This is a genomic window from Litoreibacter janthinus (assembly GCF_900111945.1).
GTDB classification, from domain to species: Bacteria; Pseudomonadota; Alphaproteobacteria; order Rhodobacterales; family Rhodobacteraceae; genus Litoreibacter; species Litoreibacter janthinus.
On the sequence record NZ_FOYO01000001.1, the window covers coordinates 1,948,421 to 1,965,173 of the forward strand.

At 57.0% G+C, this 16,753-nt stretch carries 11 protein-coding genes; 8 read left to right on the forward strand and 3 right to left on the reverse strand.

Annotated features, from left to right (window positions below; all coding sequences use genetic code 11):
- Nucleotides 1-31 precede the first annotated feature (31 nt).
- From BM352_RS09800 to BM352_RS09825, 6 genes are all read left to right on the forward strand, one after another.
- Complete coding sequence (locus tag BM352_RS09800) at nucleotides 32-1,135, forward strand: ABC transporter ATP-binding protein (protein ID WP_090216097.1); 1,104 nt, start codon at nucleotides 32-34, stop codon at nucleotides 1,133-1,135.
- Nucleotides 1,132-2,127 carry an ABC transporter permease gene (locus BM352_RS09805; protein ID WP_090216100.1) on the forward strand — a complete coding sequence of 332 codons (996 nt, stop codon included), beginning with the start codon at nucleotides 1,132-1,134 and terminating at the stop codon, nucleotides 2,125-2,127. Before BM352_RS09800 ends, BM352_RS09805 begins: the two co-directional genes overlap by 4 nt.
- Before the next feature lie 13 nt (nucleotides 2,128-2,140).
- Nucleotides 2,141-3,022: a carbohydrate ABC transporter permease gene (locus BM352_RS09810; RefSeq protein WP_090216102.1), complete on the forward strand. Its 882-nt coding sequence runs from the start codon at nucleotides 2,141-2,143 to the stop codon at nucleotides 3,020-3,022.
- Nucleotides 3,023-3,048: 26 nt separating this feature from the next.
- Nucleotides 3,049-4,611, forward strand: coding sequence for a type 2 periplasmic-binding domain-containing protein (locus BM352_RS09815; RefSeq protein WP_090220081.1), 1,563 nt, complete (start codon nucleotides 3,049-3,051; stop codon nucleotides 4,609-4,611).
- 80 nt (nucleotides 4,612-4,691) lie between these two features.
- On the forward strand, nucleotides 4,692-7,019 hold the full coding sequence (locus tag BM352_RS09820) for a DUF4962 domain-containing protein (RefSeq protein ID WP_090216105.1): 2,328 nt from the start codon (nucleotides 4,692-4,694) through the stop codon (nucleotides 7,017-7,019).
- A gap of 30 nt (nucleotides 7,020-7,049) precedes the next feature.
- A complete protein-coding gene (locus tag BM352_RS09825; RefSeq protein ID WP_090216107.1) occupies nucleotides 7,050-7,793 on the forward strand; it encodes an SDR family NAD(P)-dependent oxidoreductase in 744 nt (247 codons plus the stop codon).
- Between the two features lie 122 nt (nucleotides 7,794-7,915).
- On the opposite strand, the gene BM352_RS09830 is transcribed toward BM352_RS09825, so the two are convergent.
- From BM352_RS09830 to BM352_RS09840, 3 genes are all read right to left on the reverse strand, one after another.
- Complete coding sequence (locus BM352_RS09830) at nucleotides 7,916-9,196, reverse strand: TRAP transporter large permease (RefSeq protein WP_090216109.1); 1,281 nt, start codon at nucleotides 9,194-9,196, stop codon at nucleotides 7,916-7,918.
- A gap of 3 nt (nucleotides 9,197-9,199) precedes the next feature.
- Nucleotides 9,200-9,730: a TRAP transporter small permease gene (locus BM352_RS09835; protein WP_090216112.1), complete on the reverse strand. Its 531-nt coding sequence runs from the start codon at nucleotides 9,728-9,730 to the stop codon at nucleotides 9,200-9,202.
- Between the two features lie 87 nt (nucleotides 9,731-9,817).
- Nucleotides 9,818-10,810, reverse strand: coding sequence for a TRAP transporter substrate-binding protein (locus BM352_RS09840; RefSeq protein ID WP_090216116.1), 993 nt, complete (start codon nucleotides 10,808-10,810; stop codon nucleotides 9,818-9,820).
- 423 nt (nucleotides 10,811-11,233) lie between these two features.
- Between BM352_RS09840 and BM352_RS09845 the strand changes: the two genes are divergently transcribed.
- Both BM352_RS09845 and BM352_RS09850 read left to right on the forward strand, forming a co-directional pair.
- Complete coding sequence (locus BM352_RS09845) at nucleotides 11,234-13,009, forward strand: autotransporter assembly complex protein TamA (RefSeq protein ID WP_175500658.1); 1,776 nt, start codon at nucleotides 11,234-11,236, stop codon at nucleotides 13,007-13,009.
- Nucleotides 13,009-16,740, forward strand: a complete 3,732-nt coding sequence (locus tag BM352_RS09850; RefSeq protein ID WP_090216122.1) for a translocation/assembly module TamB domain-containing protein — start codon at nucleotides 13,009-13,011, stop codon at nucleotides 16,738-16,740. Before BM352_RS09845 ends, BM352_RS09850 begins: the two co-directional genes overlap by 1 nt.
- The last annotated feature ends 13 nt before the right edge of the window (nucleotides 16,741-16,753 follow it).

Here is a 16,753-nt window from a genome sequence, read left to right on the forward strand (position 1 = left end):
GAGGAGCCGGCCGCAAACTCTGGGAGGGGCCATGTCAGGCGTTGTGTTGAATAGCATCGTAAAAGCCTATGGGGCGGTTCAGGTCGTTCATGGGATTGACTTGGAGGTTCAAGAGAAAGAATTCGTCGTTCTCGTTGGTCCATCAGGATGTGGCAAGTCGACGACCCTGCGAATGATCGCCGGTCTTGAAGAGATCTCGGACGGAGATTTGATGATCGACGGTCGCCTGATGAACCGCGTCGCTCCTAAAGACCGGGACGTGGCAATGGTGTTCCAGAACTACGCGCTTTATCCCCATTTGAACGTTGCAGAGAACATGGCATTCGGCTTGCGGATCCGTAAGGAGGGTAAGCAGCAGATCGAAGACGCTGTCCAGGAAGTCAGCGGAATTCTTGGACTGAGAGACTATTTGGAGCGTCGGCCTGCTGACCTGTCCGGCGGCCAGCGGCAGCGGGTTGCCATGGGCCGCGCAATTGTGCGCCGCCCCAAGGTTTTCCTTTTTGACGAGCCTCTTTCAAACCTCGACGCCAAGCTGCGCACCCAAATGCGCGCCGAAATCAAGCGTTTGCACAAGCGCTTGGGTGTCACCAGCATCTACGTGACCCATGACCAGGTCGAAGCGATGACGCTGGCCGACCGGATCGTTGTTATGCATGACGGGCGGATCGAGCAGATCGGCACACCGATGGAGTTGTTCCTCAACCCTGCAAACTCTTTTGTAGCTGGCTTTTTAGGCGCGCCGCCGATGAACCAGATCAAGGCCGTTATTGCGGATGGTGATTCTGGTCCTGTGGCCGAGTTCTCAGGCCAGAAAATTGCGCTCGCTCCGTTGCCCGGACTGCAAAACGCAGTCGGCCGCGAGGTGATTGTCGGGATCAGGCCGGAATATGCTGAGATCGTGACCAAGCCCAAAGCAGGGGCGATCATGGGCGAACTGGACCTCGTCGAAACGCTTGGCTCAGAAGCATTATTGCACATGTCCATCGCCGGAGAGCCATTCGTGATCCGGACTGAAACACTCGGCAATATCAACCAGTTGAATGATGTCACTGGCTTTACCGCATCACCGGACCTGATCAAAGTCTTCGACGCTAAAACGGGAGTGGCCCTGTCGGGTCAGGTACGTGTCGAATGAAGGCCCCGGGGAGCAAAGTAGGCGGCTCCACTGAGGAGTTGGTCGTCGAAGCCAGTGAGGCGCTGCGTGATCGCAAGCGTAGTAGGGTCCAAATGATCGGTGAGCACATGCGCCGCGAATGGCAGCTTTATGTTCTGCTGCTTCCGACGATTATCTGGCTCTTGGTATTCCTTTACAAACCAATGTACGGGCTGCAGATCGCATTCAAAGACTACAGCGTCTTTCGCGGGGTGGCCAATAGCCCATGGGTTGGCCTCGAGCACTTCGAGACGTTGTTTAATAATGACCAATTCCTGCGCGCACTCAGGAACACCGTCTATATCAGCTTTCTCAGTCTGATATTCGGATTTCCGATGCCGATCTTATTGGCACTGATGTTCAATGAAATCCTCAAGCAATGGTATAAGAAAGCTTCGCAAACTATTGTTTATCTTCCACATTTTATCAGCTCTGTGATCATCGCGGGCATCGTGATCACCGCATTCTCGCCTTCGGCAGGGATCGTGAATACGATACTTGGTTGGTTCGGGTTGGACTCGATCTACTTCCTGACAAAGGCTGAATGGTTCCGGCCGATCTTTGTCGGCACAACCATTTGGCAAGAGGCCGGGTTTCAGTCGATCGTTTATCTGGCGGCAATCGCGGGTGTGTCCCCGACGCTCTATGAAAGCGCCGTCGTCGATGGCGCGAGCCGCTGGCAGATGATGTGGAAGATCACCATCCCGTCAATTATGCCAACGATTATCATCATGCTCATCATTCGCATCGGCAACATGTTGGAGGTCAGCTTCGAGATGATCATCCTGCTGTACCAGCCGGCGACCTATGAGACCGCAGACGTTGTGAACACCTTCATCTACCGGCAAGGCCTACAAGGCGGGCAATACGACCTCGCCGCTGCCGCCGGCCTGTTCAATGCAGTCGTTGCATTCGTCCTAGTGATGAGCGCGAACACCATTTCCAAGCGCTATTCGCGCACGTCACTGTGGTAGGAGGACCCGTCTTATGGCCAACATGAACCTCTACTCAAAGGGTGACCGCGCGTTTGTCGTCCTGAACATGGTGCTGATCGGGATATTCACCATCTCGGCGCTCTACCCCTTCATCTACATCGCCTCCCTGTCAATGAGCTCCGGCTTCGCCGCGCGGTCGGGGAGCGTTGTTCTGACGCCCGTTGGATTCACGCTTGAAGCCTACAGCCGCGTTTTGGCAGAGCCGATGTTCTGGATCAGCTACCGCAACACATTCATCTATACGATCGGCGGTACTCTGATGAGCCTCGCGTTCATCATTCCGGGCGCTTACGCGCTGTCGCGCAAACAACTTTACGGTCGGCGGTTCTGGAACTTGATGGTGGCATTCACCATGTGGTTCCACGCTGGTATGATCCCGTTCTTCTTGAACATGCGCGACCTCGGCCTGCTGGACAGCTATTTCGGCATCATCATTGGTTTTGCGGTCAACGGCTTCAACATCATCCTCTTGCGCAACTTCTTTGAAGGCATTCCCGAAAGTTTTGAAGAAGCCGCACGGATGGATGGGGCGAACGAATTCCAGGTTTTATGGAAGGTGTATCTTCCCCTGTCGAAACCAGCGATTGCAACCGTCGCATTGTTCTGCGTCGTGTCGCGCTGGAACGGCTTCTTTTGGGCAATGGTCTTGTTGCAAGACGAGGACAAGATTCCGCTGCAGGTCTATCTGCGCCACGTCATCGTCGAGCTTTCTGACGATGAGGAATTTGCCAACACCTTGCAAAGCGCCGCTTATTCGTTCGAGACGGTCAGTGCGGCGATCATCGTCTGCTCGATCATTCCGATCCTGCTGATCTATCCGTTCCTGCAGAAATACTTCAACAAAGGCATCCTTCTTGGAGGGGTGAAAGAATGACCAACAACCGCATAAGGGAGGACAATATGCGCAATCTCAAACTTGCATCAGCCATTCTGATGACGACAGCAATGACGTCGCCTGCTTTCGCAGACGGACATCTGAAAGTCGTCGACGAACCGGTAGAGCTTACCATTCACATGCACTGGCCACGTGCTCAGGGCTACGGCGTGCCGAACTCGGACGAGGAATACCCCGTCGAGCTTGCTGCGCGCGAAATGACGGGTGTGAGCCTCGTTGACAAAACCGCTGGCCGGAACTCCACCGACAGTAACGAAGCAATGAACCTGCTTCTGGCACAAGGCGATCTGCCTGACATCGTCGGCGGCCACTTGATCCAGCAACCTGTCAACCAATACGGGCCGGAGGGCGCTTTCGTTCCTCTGAACGACCTGGTGAAAGAACACGCGCCAAATATTCAGGCGTTTTGGGACAGCCACCCCGGTCTTCAGCAGGCGATCTCGTCTTATGACGGCAACTACTACTACATCCCTTATCTGCCCGATGGTCAGTTCGGTCGCGCTTGGTTCATCCGTCAAGACTGGCTGGATGCGCTTGGGCTGGAGCAGCCACAGAACGTGGACGAACTGTATGAAGTCATGGTCGCCTTCCGTGACAAAGATCCGAACGGTAACGGCCTGAAGGACGAAATTCCGTACTTTGCCCGTCAGTGGGAAGAAGTTAACCGCTTGCTGACATTGTGGGATGCTCGCTCTTCCGGGTCTGACACATACCACGATTTCTACGTCACCGACGAAGGCAAGCTGGTGCATCCTTATGCTCAAGAGGCTTACAAGGTTGGTCTGTCCAACATTGCCAAATGGTATGAAGAAGGTCTGATTGACCCTGAAATCTTCACCCGCGGATCATCCTCTCGCGACTATCTGCTCGGTGAGAACCTTGGTGGTGTGACCCATGACTGGTTCGCGTCGACATCTGGCTATAACGCCTCGCTTGCCGACAAAGTTGAAGGCTTCAACTTCATTCCATTCCTGCCGCCAGCCTCCGCAGGTGGTGTCCGGATGGAAGAACACCGCCGTATTCCGGTCAAACCCGATGGTTGGGCAATCAGCTATCAGGCGGAAGACCCTGTAACCGTCGTCAAGTATTTTGACTTCTGGTTCACCGAAGAGGGACGTCTGCTTTCCAACTTCGGCGTCGAAGGCAAGACTTGGAACATGGTCGATGGTGAGCCGGTCTATACAGACGCTGTGCTAAACAGCGACAAAGCTGTGAACAGCCAGATGTATCTGGAAGGCGCTCAAATCCAGCGCGGCTACTGGCAGGATTATCGCTACGAATGGCAGTGGACCGCACCAGCGGCACGCGAAGGCATCGAGCTGTATTCCGCCAATGACCTACTCGTGGATCAGTTCCTTGGCGTTGCGTTCAACAAAGATGAACAAGCTGTCTACGATAAGTACTGGCCATCCCTGCGCACCTATATGCTGGAGCGTCAGCAGGCATGGGTTCTCGGTTCCGGCAACGTCGAAGCTGACTGGGACGCTTACCTCGAAACTCTGAACGACATGGGCTACGCCCAAGTCATCGAAGTGATGAACTCTGCTTATCAGCGTCAGTATAACTAACGCCATTTTCTAAACGATCGAGCGCGGCCGCAACGAGGCCGCGCTTACTCCCCCTATGCTCAAAATCCGGAAAGATGACGATGCCCCGCGATGACCTTCAAACGATAGACGAGCCAGCCGCAGGGCGTTTGACAATCCAGTATGGGCCGTCAAATGGCGTCGCCATACCAGAGAACCCACCGCGGTTTTCATGGTTGCCGGTGATCGAGGACGAAGCGGAATATGTGTTGCGCGTTTCGACCGACCCGAAATTTCCAGCCAATGGCACGGACGTGTTCAGCGGCATCCCCCTGAATTTTTTCACGCCTGATCGCGTGCTACCAGCAGGCGACTACCATTGGTCCTATGCCGTTTGGGATCCCAAGACTTCCAAACCTGCCAGTACGTGGAGCGCCGCGCGCAGCTTTTCCATTACAGAGGGCCTTCCCGAAACGCCGTTGGCAAGCCGCGCCACGCGTTTTCAGGCCTGCGACAAGAACCACCCTCATTTGTGGTTGACCCCCGACCGCCTGAGCCAGTTCCGCAAAGACGTCAAAAGCGATCCCGACCATTGCACATGGTCGACCTTTTTCGAAAAATCCGTCCTGCCGTGGATGGATCGCGATATCCTGCCAGAGCCCGCGGGATACCCGAACCATCAACGCGTGGCTGCCGTATGGCGTCAGACATATATCGATTGTCAGGAATTGCTTTACGCGATCCGCCACCTAGCCATTGGAGGTCAGGTAACCCAAGACGCGGCAATGCTGGCGCGGGCCAAGGAATGGTTGCTCTCTGCGGCCGCTTGGAACCCGACGGGCACCACGTCGCGCAGTTACACCGACGAATGGGCGTTCCGCGTTAACGTCGCTTTGGCTTGGGGCTATGATTGGCTGTACGACCAGTTGGACGAAGACGAGCGGGCGATTGTTCTCAAAGCCCTTCTTGAGCGCACCCGCGAGACAGCGGATCACCTGATCAAACACGCCAACATCCACCTGTTCCCGTTTGACAGCCATGCTGTCCGCGCGGTCTCGGCCGTGCTTATCCCGGCGTCGATCGCCATGCTGGGCGAGACACCGGAGGCCGAGGAGTGGCTCAACTACTCCATCGAGTTCTTGTTCACTGTCTATAGCCCATGGGGTGACTCAGATGGCGGCTGGGCCGAGGGTCCGCACTACTGGATGACAGGAATGGCCTACCTTATTGACGCCGCGAACCTGCTGAAAGGCTACACCGGCATCGACCTCTATCAGAGACCGTTTTTCCAACGCACAGGGGATTTCCCTCTCTACACCAAGTCGCCAGATACCCGTCGCGCGACGTTTGGCGACGACAGCACCATGGGCGATCTGCCAGCGGTCAAAATCGGCTTCAACCTGCGCCAATACGCAGGCGTTACCGGAAATGGTGCATATCAGTGGTATTACGACGAGATAAAGCGCACGAACCCCGGAACAGAGATGGCGTTCTACAACTGGGGCTGGTGGGACTTCAATTTTGACGAGCTGGCCTACCGGACCGACTTCCCCATCGTAGAGGCCGTGCCGCCAAGTGACGACGACCAACTGCGCTGGTTCAAAGGGATCGGCTGGGTCGCGATACAGCACCGGATGCAAGATCCAGACAACCACATTCAGTTCGTGATGAAGGCCTCACCCTACGGTGCAATCAGTCACAGCCATGGGGACCAAAACGCATTTTGTCTTGCGGGCTTTGGCGAGGACCTTGCGATCCAGTCAGGTCACTATGTGGCGTTTAACAGCACCATGCACCAAAACTGGCGGCGTCAGACGTTGTCGAAGAATGCTATTCTTGTGAACGGCAAAGGTCAGTATGCGGGCAAGGACAAGGTGCTTGCGATGCAGTCAGCGGGCCGGATCAATACGGCTGAAGAACGCGAAGATCACATCTACATCCAGGGCGACGCAACGGCCGCCTACAAGACTATGTCGCCAGAAGTCACTTCGGTGCTGCGCGACGTCTATTTTGTCCAGAACGAATATTTTGTCATCGTCGACAGCATCGACGCGGACGAGCCGGTGGAAATTGACTGGCTCCTGCATGCGAACGCCCCAATGACTTTGGGCGACACAACCTTCCGCTACTCCGGCGAAAGGGCAGGATTCTACGGTAAAATTCTGTGGTCCGAAGCTGGCGCGCCCGCGCTCAGCCAGAAGACAGGCTTTACCGATGTAAACCCATCCGAGATCGAGGGATTGCCCGTCAGCACTTGCCTGACCGCACGGTTCCCGAAGGCCATTCGTCACCGGATCGCCACGCTGTTGGTTCCGTATCGCTCAGCTGCGCCGCGTCGCGTGTTCAGCTTCCTCGACGATCAGGGATATGACTGCGACCTGTATTTCACCACATCCGACGACCGAAGCTTCAAGGTCGTTGTGCCCAAGACATTTGATGTCGCGAGCTAAACAATTCACTCATCGAAGGAAGGAAACCTTATGAAACTCGCTGGCAAGACAGCAATTATCACTGGCGGTGGTCGCGACATTGGCCGCGCCTGTGCGATCAAGCTCGCCTCGGAAGGGGCGAATGTTGTGATCAACTATTTCGCCAGCAGCGAAGGCGCGGATAGCGCAGTCGCCGAAATCAAGGCTGCAGGCGGCAAAGCAATTGCGCTTCAGGGCGACCTGAACACTCAAGCGGGTGTCGATGCGCTGGTTAATGGGGCGGTGTCCGAGTTCGGTGGCGTCGACGTGTTGGTTAACAACACCGGCGGTCTGATCGCGCGCAAGACAATCGCCGAAATGTCTCTGGATCACTGGAACGCGGTGATGGACCTTAACCTGACAAGCACCTTCTTGATGGTTAAAGCATGTCTTCCGCATCTGAAAAACGGCGCCATCGTAAACCTTGCAAGCCAAGCGGCGCGTGATGGCGGTGGGCCGGGCTCTGTCGCCTACGCGACGTCCAAAGGGGCAGTTATGACCATGACGCGCGGTTTGGCCAAGGAGCTGGGCCCGAATGTGCGGGTGAACGCGTTGTGCCCCGGCATGATCGACACCGATTTCCACAACATCCACACCGCAGACGCAGCGCGCCGGGGTTACGAAGCCGCTGCACCGGTCAAGCGGCAGGGTGTGTCCGAGGATGTTGCCAATCTGGTTCTCTTCCTTGCCTGTGACGACTCCGCGTTTATCACCGGCGCGAATGTCGACATCAACGGCGGTATGCTGTTCAGCTAGACCAACTCTGCCAGCACCGCCTCTGCGGTGCTGGCAATATCCCAAACGAAAAGAGACGCGCCAGAATGTGGCGCGTCTCTTTTTTGTCCAGACCTGCTTGAGCAGCAGGGGAGGCCCTAACCTCACCCCAGCAGCGACGGCAACCAAAGCGATACTGCTGGCACATATGTGACCAAAATCAAGGCCAGCAAAATGGCCAGATAGAAGGGCCAGATAGACTTTAGCGCTTCCTCGATCTTCACTTTGCCAACGGCACACCCGACGAACAGGCAGGTGCCGACAGGGGGCGTGCACAAGCCCAGCCCGAGGTTCACAAGCATCATGATACCGAACTGGGTCGGGTCCATGCCAAGGCCCTTGGCGATTGGCAGAAAGATGGGTGTACAGATCAGGATCAGCGCAGCCATATCCATGATCATGCCCAACATCAGCAGGATGACGTTAATCATCAGCAAGATGATGATTGGATTATCCGAGATCGAAACCAGAAGATCGCTCAGCTTTGCAGGCACTTGGTAGAGGGCCAGCAGGTAGGCGAAGGACGAGGCAAATGCGATCAGGATCATCACCATCGCGGTGGTGCGGACAGCACCCGTCGCGGCACGAACGAAAGCGTCCCAAGTCAGAGAGCGATAGTAGAATTTCGTCAGCAACAGTGCATACAGTGCGCCGAATGCACCGGATTCCGTTACGGTGAAAACGCCCGAAAGTGTCCCTCCCACGATGATAACGGCGGTGATAAAACCGGGGATTGCGTCTGCAGCGCTTCGGCCAACCTCACCCCATCCGGGGAAAGGTTCGGCGGGGTATTTGTGCTTTACTGACAGGATATAGGCCGCAATCGCAAGGCATACGCACATCAAAATGCCGGGGATCACGCCTGCAAGGAACAGCTTCGAGACGGAGATGCCGCCACCAGCCGCTACAGCGAAGATGATCATGTTGTGGCTGGGCGGGATCACGATACCCGCGATCGAGGACGTCACGGTGACGTTGACCGCGAAATCCGGTCGGTAGCCGCGTTCTTTCATGACAGGGATCAGCAGCGACCCGAGGGCCGAGATGTCCGCCACTGCGGAGCCGGAAATGCCGCCGAACAACATCGACGAGAAAATATTGACCATCGCCAACCCACCTTTGAGGTGGCCGACAAGGGCGGAGGCGAGCTTCACCAATCGGGACGCGATCCCCCCATGCAGCATAAGCTCCCCCGCGAAGACGAAGAATGGAATGGCCAGAAGCGAAAACACCGACACACCCGCAGTCGCGCGCTGGAAGGTGATCAGCATCGGGAAGCCTTCATACCAGAAGGCGGATGCCGCAGCGATGCCCATGGCGAATGCAACCGGCATACCGACCACCACAAGGAGGCCGAAAACGAGCAAGAGAATAGTCAGGCCCATGGGTTAGGTGTCCAATTCGTGAGGGGAGGGCTGCCAGTCCGAGAATGTCAGAATTCTCAGAACTCCGCGTGCACCGGCAAAAAGAAAGATGAGCCCGCCACAAGACGTGATCGCCAAGGTGCGAAAGCTCTCCGGAATATCGAGCATCGGCAGCAACGTGGCCCAGCCGAACTTCATCAGCGTGATACCAGCGATGAGCATGATGGCCCCAAAGGCGGCGAGCGTGAGGTCAATCAGGACGATGAGGATTTTTTGCAAGACAGTAGGGACCATGTCACGGAACAGCGTGACCCCAAGATGCGTGTCTTCCTTGATCCCTGCAGCAGCGCCCAGAAAGGCAATGTAGCATATCAAGAGAAGGGCGAGTTGCTCGACCCAAGTCGGTGTGGCGTTCAGGACGTAGCGCCCGAAAACCAGCCAGCCGAATGTCGCGACGAGAATGACCAAAGCAACGGATGCAACGATGATGCAGGCTCTGCTTATGGCGTCCAACGCGGATTGAAGCTTAAGAAATTTGGAAGACTGCCCCACCATCAGGGTCTCCTCTCTGTCAACGCCTGTAACGTGCGCAAAGAGAAGGCCCGCAGCGCTGCGCGGGCCTTCTGTTATTCACGGTCGATCTTAGTCCGCGGAACGGATCATGTTGACCAAGCTGACAAGATCAGGGTTTGCCGCCAGGAACTGATCGTAAACAGGCGCCATTGCTTCTTGGAATGGGGCTTTATCTGCGATTTTGTTCACTGTCGTGCCGCCGGCTTGCACTTTGTCCATGCTGGCCGCTTCACGCGCCTGCCACAACTCACGTTGAAGATTGGCACTGGTCTGACCGGCTTCTTTCAATATCGCCTGCTGTTCCGGGGTCATTTTTTCCCAAGTTTTCAGGCTCATGCAGAGGCATTCTGGGATGATCAGGTGCTCCGTCAGGGAGTAGTACTGAGCAACTTCAAAGTGGTTGGTCGACTCGTAGGATGGCGGGTTGTTTTCCGCGCCATCTACAACGCCTGTTTTGATCGACTGGTAGACTTCGCCAAACGCCATGGGTGTCGCGTTGCCGTTCATCGATTCAACCATGCCAACGAACAGGTCGTTGCTCATGACACGAACTTTCAGGCCTTCGACATCGGAAGGCGCATTGATCGGGCGAACCGAGTTATAGAAAGACCGCGCACCAGCGTCATACCAACCAAGCGGGACGATACCCTTTGCAATCATGCCTTTGCCGATAGCTTCACCGACTTCGCCGTCCATCAGCTTGTACATCTGCGGGATGGATTTGAAGATGAACGGCAGCGAGACGACGTTGGTCTCTGGAATTGATTGGCCCATTGGACCAAGGCTGAATTCACCAAAGTCGATCACGCCAAGGCGGATTTGCTCGATTGCGTCAGGCTGGCTGCCAAGAACGCCGTTGTGGTAAATCTTGCCCGTGACTTCACCACCGGTTTTTTCGGCAACTTCAGCCATAAAGGATTCCATTGCGATGGAGACCGGATAGTCTTCAACATGGATATTCCAGCCGCGCAGTTCAGCAGCGGATGCAGAAGCCCCTGCGCCAAGCAATGCGCCGCCAATAACGGCGCCGAATAGGCTTTTGCGAATGTTAGAATGCAGCATTAATCGATCCTCCCTGATCGTTGTAAATGATCCCGCTGCCAAGCGAATGTAGCTGGCAGCAAGGCCAAAACTGAGGTTCACCCGAAGGCGCGTGAGTAGCGCCGCGGCCTCTCGAGCCTCAATTGGTATACTAGTATTCTCTTCGATATCACGAGTCAATTTGCAAATGCTGACTGATGTAGGTTGGCTATCTGTCTCCAAGCCGATGTTTCCATCGGAAGTAGAAAAAAGTCGCGCAGAATCCGGAACAAATGGCTTGTTGAAGCGTTATTTAGGGTCGCGTTGTTGTCATCTGAACGTCAGTAAACTCTTTGCGAAATAGTGCCGAGACTTGCTTATCCGATAGCGGTGCTCATGCGGCTCGGGTAGGTTCGCTAAGAAAGTGTGGCGTATATGATCAGGCAGATTTCAGTTTTTTGGATAGTGGCTTTGGGTTTCGCGGCCTCGCTGCCAAGCGGCGCGGCGGCTTTGGACATTGTGCGGGTGGGTCTTATCGGCTCAGGCGACGCGGAGCTGCGGGATAGCTTGCAGGCAAACTCCATCGTGAAAACTCTTGAAGGCAAGGCAGAGACAACCGGTGGTGATGTACTTGCCGCCGCCCGTTCTGAATACGCACGGATGATCGAGGTTCTGTATTCGAAAGGCTATTATTCGTCCGTGGTCAGCGTTCTGGTCGATGGGCGTGAGGCTGCATTGATTGATCCGTTCCGCGAACCCTCCAGTGTCGCTGAAGTGCAAATTTTGGTAGAGCCCGGACGTCCGTTTCGGTTCGGGCGTGCACAGATCGGCCCACTTCTTGATCAGTCCCCTTTAGAGTCTGGCTTCCGCACGGGTGCCCCCGCCCTGGCGGACGTTGTGCGCGAAACCGCAAGCGACGCGGTCGATGACTGGCGCGGCGCGGGATATGCCAAGGCAACGATCGCGGATCAATCGGTGCTGGCGCGACATGCCACCGCACAGCTTGATGTAGACATCGCGCTGTCAACCGGACCGCGCGTGACCTTCGGGGAGATAGTAATCGCTGGCGAAACAGATGTGCGCGAAAAGCGGGTACGCAAGATTGCAGGCATCCCAAGCGGGCAAATCTATGATCCTGAAGCCGTCGCCAAAGCAGCCAGCCGGCTACGCAAAACCGGAACGTTCAAATCCGTGCAGGTGATCGAGGCAGAAACTGTCAATGCTGACGGCTCACTCGATATGCAGATCAACGTGGTGGACCGGAAGCCGCGGCGGATCGGCGGCGGGGTGGAGCTTTCCAGTTTGGACGGACTGACGCTTTCCGGCTATTGGCTCCACCGTAACATCTTGGGCGGGGCAGAGCAGTTGCGCGTCGATACCGAGATCGCTCAAATCGGAGGCAATTCTGGCGATATCGACTACGACCTGTCCTTCAGGTTCGAAAAGCCTGCCGCCTTCGGTGCCGACACGCTGCTCTTCGCAGAGGGCGGTTTGTCCTATTCGGACGAACCTGACTACATTGAAAAGCAGGTCGAACTGACTGTAGGCCTTTCGCGTGAGTTCGGGGACCGCCTCACCGGAGAGCTTGGGATTGGCTATAGCTTCTCACGCGTGACGGACCTCTACGTCACCCCGAACACACAACGCGATATTCAACTTTTCAGTCTTCCCTTCGCGCTGACTTACGATGCGCGCGACAACCGATTGGACACCAAAGACGGGTATTACCTCAAGGGCGAACTGACGCCGTTCTACGAGACGGTGCAGGGGCAAACCGGGGCGCATCTGACGTTTGATGCTCGGGCCTACAAAGCCTTGGGTGAAACGAAGCAAACCGTCTTCGCAGGACGTTTGCAGCTAGGGCAGTTGGTTGGCCTGACCTCCCAGACCGCACCGCCTGACTTCTTGTTCTATTCCGGTGGCGGCGGCACCGTGCGCGGGCAACCTTACCAGTCATTGGGCGTGCCGATCGCTGGCGGCACCATCGGGGGCCGCGCCTTTGCCGCTCTGTCTGGGGAGGTGCGATATGCGATCAACGACACGTTCGGATTGGTCGCCTTTGCGGATGCAGGCTTTATCGGCGCTGACGGGTTTGGCAACGGGGCCTGGCACTCCGGCGCCGGGCTGGGTGTGCGGTACCAAACGCCGGTCGGACCCATCAGGCTCGACGTGGCAGCACCTGTCTCAGGGAACACTGGCAGCGGGGTGCAGGTCTATGTCGGCATCGGGCAGGCTTTCTGATGCGGTTTCTGTCGCTTTGTCTTTTTCTAGTTTTTGCCCCTCTGGCTGCGTTCGCCCAGCAAGAGGAGAGCGACCGCGGCTATATCCAAGGTCTCCTTGAGGATGCGCTTTCGACGGAGGGCGGAACGGTCAGACTTGAAGGATTTGCGGGCGCACTGAGCGCGCGTGCTACCGTCGACCGCATTACAATCTCCGACGCAGAGGGCGTCTGGCTCAGCGCGACGGGCGTGTCACTGGCTTGGAGCCGTTCCGCATTGCTGCGGGGGCAGGTCGAGATTGACGATATCACCGTTGAACAGATCGATCTTCCCAGAGCCCCGGTCTCCGACGATACGGCGATGCCCACGCCCGAAGCGCGCGGGGCGTTTACCTTGCCTGAACTTCCTGTGTCAGTTGATATCGGTAGGCTTCAGATTGGCACACTCAATATAGGTGCTGCGCTATTCGGTGAAGCGGCGCAGCTGTCAGCCCAAGGCAACGCGAATTTGTCCAACGGCTCTGGCGAGGCAAATCTAAGTCTCACGCGCCTCGATCAAGCAGGGGAGTTCAGTCTTTCAGCGGCCTTCGATAACGCAACGCGCGTCCTTGTTCTGGACCTGAGCTTAGAAGAGCCGGAAGGGGGCTTAGCCGTCAACCTTCTGGAAGTGCCAGGCTATCCCTCCATCCTGTTGACCGTGCAGGGCGAGGATCCGATCAGCGAATTCAGCGCGAATATCCGTTTGGAAACCGACGGCGAGGAGCGACTTGAGGGCGCAGCGACACTCACATCCGATGCCGATGGAACAAGTCGCTTTGCCTTGGACGTGCGCGGTGATGTCGCGCCGGTCTTTGTGCCGGAATTTGCGGAGTTCCTTGGCAATGACGTCAAGCTGGTTACCCGCGGGGAACGCAGTGTGGCGGGCGGGGTCAAGCTGGATGAGCTGACATTGCAAACGGCGGCGCTGAACATTCAGGGCAGTGCCGAGATCGACGCCCAAGGCTGGCCGCAAAAACTGCAAATCGACGGCCAAATCGTTCCACCCGACGGGGATACAGTCGTTTTGCCTTTGCCAGGGCCCGACACGTCTGTGGAGCGGGTGGAGCTTTCGGCGGGTTTTGATGCAAGCGCAGGCGACACTTGGTCAGTCAAAGGCTTCGCGCAAGGTCTGCAACAAGAGGGCTTAGAGCTGGAGCGCGCGAATTTTGATGCGACGGGAGCGGTTCAGAAGGCCGACGAGCGTGTCACAGGTGCGATGCAACTGGTCGTATCGGGTGTCCTCCCCAAAGACGCCGCACTAGCTCAAGCGATCGGGTCGGAACTGCGCGGGGCGTTGTCGTTTTCGTGGGCGAAAGGCGCGCCTTTGATCCTGCGGGACATCAACTTAGCAGGCGCGGATTACAGCTTGGATGGCGCCCTTACAGTTAACGATTTGGAAACCATTGAGGCCATCACACTGGTCCCTGATATGAGGGTGGAGGCGCAGAATTTGTCGCGCTTCGCTGCCTTGGCAGGCCTTCAACTGGCAGGGGCTGCGAGCTTGGATGTCACCGGCTCGGTTGAACCCTTGTCTGGACTTCTGGCGCTCGACTTCAAAGGAGCGACGCAGGATTTGGCAACGGGCATCGCGCAGGTGGACCCCTTGCTGACCGGCGACGGATCACTGACATTGGGCGTATCAAGAAACGAGAGCGGCCTGAGCATCGAGCCGGTTTTGATTGCGACGGATCACGCGCGTATCGAAGGCGAAGCGACCCTGCGCACCGGAGAAAGCCGTGCAAGTTTCACGGCCTCGTTGCCTGACGTTTCGCGCGCCTTGCCCAGCTTGTACGGCGTGGCCGAACTGACGGTTACGGCGGATCAGACTGGCGACGTTTGGGCCATCGTCGCGGATGCGTTACTGCCGGGCGGCACGAAAAGCACTTTTAAAGGAACAGTGAGCGGCTTTGAGGACGGCAAGGCGTTGGTTGACGGGGCACTAAACGCAAGCGTTGAACGCTTGTCCGCCTTCTCGGGATTGGCGGGGCGGGCGATGTCCGGCTCTGTCAACATTACCACCGACCTCAAAGCTGACATCAACGAAGGGAGCTTTGACGTAACCGCAACTGGCGCAGCAAATGGTCTGGCCTTTAGCGTTCCAACTGTCGAACCACTTTTGCGCGGCACGACGCGGTTTGATCTGTCCGCTGCGCGTGACGCAGATGGCACCATCGACATTCGTACGCTGACTGTACGCGGGAACGGGCTGGACGCCGATGTAAGCGGTCGCTTCGGAGCGCAAAGTGGAACAGTCACCTACCGCGCGGGCGTCAGCAATCTTGCAAGCATCGTTCCCGGATTCCCGGGCCCCGCTAGTGTTGCGGGCAGTGCAGAGCGTCAAGGGTCCACTTGGCTTATTGACGCTTCAGGGCAGGGGCCTGCGGGCGTTGCGGCGACCGCAAGTGGGCAGGTCGCAGCGGACGCCTCTACCGTCAATCTTGCTTTGAACGGAACCGCACCCTTGGCGCTGGTCAATCCGCGCTTGCAGGGGCAAAGCCTGTCGGGCCTTGTGCGCTTCGATCTGAACGTCAATGGACCACCGGCGCTCAGCTCCGTTGGTGGTCGTCTGAGCGTATCGGACGCGCGTCTGGCGTTGCTTGCCCAGAACACCGCATTGAACGACATAAACGGGCAAGTGATCTTGTCCGGGGGGCAAGCCCAGCTTTCCGTGGCGGCGCGCGTATCGACGGGGGGTGCCCTCACGCTAAGCGGCCCGATTTCGCTGAACGCGCCGTATAACGCACAACTTGTCGCGGACCTGTCCGGCGCGACTTTGCGCGACGCTTCACTGTTCGAGGCGTCGCTCGGTGGTCGCTTGACGGTTAGCGGGCCGTTAACCGGAGGGGCTGTGATCGGTGGCGTGATCGACGTTGCTACGGCGGAGGTTCGCATTCCACAGATCGGCCCATCCTACTCCGTCTTAGAGGGTTTACGGCACCTGAACCCGTCGCAACCCGTGCGCCGCACGCTGAGTTTCGCAGGGCTGGATGGCGCGCCGTCGGATGTGAGCTCTGGGCCAAGCTTCCCGCTTGATCTAACCGTGCGAATTCCAAGCCGCCTGTTCGTGCGGGGCCGCGGGTTGGATGCTGAATTGGGCGGTAGCGTGCGACTGACCGGCACGACCAATGATGTGATCCCGATTGGCAGCTTTGATTTGATCCGCGGGCGACTGGACCTTTTGGGGCGGCGTCTTGTCTTGACCGAAGGGGCCGTGCGGCTGCGGGGCAGTTTTGATCCTGTGCTTAGGTTTGCCGCGACTGCTGACGTCGAAGGCGTGACCGTCGGCTTGCAGCTTGAGGGCTTGGCCTCCGCGCCGGAATTGACCATTACTTCGGTCCCCGCCTTGCCGGATGAGGAGGCGTTGTCGTTCCTGTTGTTTGGCCGTGACGTGACACAGATTTCGGCATTTCAGGCTGTGCAACTGGCCGTGGCAATTCGCACTTTGTCGGGCAAGAGTGGGCTTGGCATAACCGACCGGTTGCGCGAAAATCTTGGCGTTGATGACCTTGATATCGGCACTGATGCCGAAGGAAATACCGAGGCGAAAGTTGGCAAGTATATCTCAGACAACATCTACACAGATGTGACGGTCAAAAGTGATGGCGAAAGTCAGATCAACCTCAACCTGGAGGTGAGCCCGAGCGTCACAGTCCGAGGGCGTCTTGGCAGTGACGGCGACACCGGCATCGGCATTTTTTACGAGAAAGATTACTGAGGCGACCGTCTAC

Coding starts and splice junctions, on each gene's coding strand:
- BM352_RS09800 (WP_090216097.1), top strand. CDS start 32: ATGTCAGGCGTTGTGTTGAATAGCATCGTAAAAGCCTATGGGGCGGTT.
- BM352_RS09805 (WP_090216100.1), top strand. CDS start 1,132: ATGAAGGCCCCGGGGAGCAAAGTAGGCGGCTCCACTGAGGAGTTGGTC.
- BM352_RS09810 (WP_090216102.1), top strand. CDS start 2,141: ATGGCCAACATGAACCTCTACTCAAAGGGTGACCGCGCGTTTGTCGTC.
- BM352_RS09815 (WP_090220081.1), top strand. CDS start 3,049: ATGCGCAATCTCAAACTTGCATCAGCCATTCTGATGACGACAGCAATG.
- BM352_RS09820 (WP_090216105.1), top strand. CDS start 4,692: ATGCCCCGCGATGACCTTCAAACGATAGACGAGCCAGCCGCAGGGCGT.
- BM352_RS09825 (WP_090216107.1), top strand. CDS start 7,050: ATGAAACTCGCTGGCAAGACAGCAATTATCACTGGCGGTGGTCGCGAC.
- BM352_RS09830 (WP_090216109.1), bottom strand. CDS start 9,196: ATGGGCCTGACTATTCTCTTGCTCGTTTTCGGCCTCCTTGTGGTGGTC.
- BM352_RS09835 (WP_090216112.1), bottom strand. CDS start 9,730: ATGGTGGGGCAGTCTTCCAAATTTCTTAAGCTTCAATCCGCGTTGGAC.
- BM352_RS09840 (WP_090216116.1), bottom strand. CDS start 10,810: ATGCTGCATTCTAACATTCGCAAAAGCCTATTCGGCGCCGTTATTGGC.
- BM352_RS09850 (WP_090216122.1), top strand. CDS start 13,009: ATGCGGTTTCTGTCGCTTTGTCTTTTTCTAGTTTTTGCCCCTCTGGCT.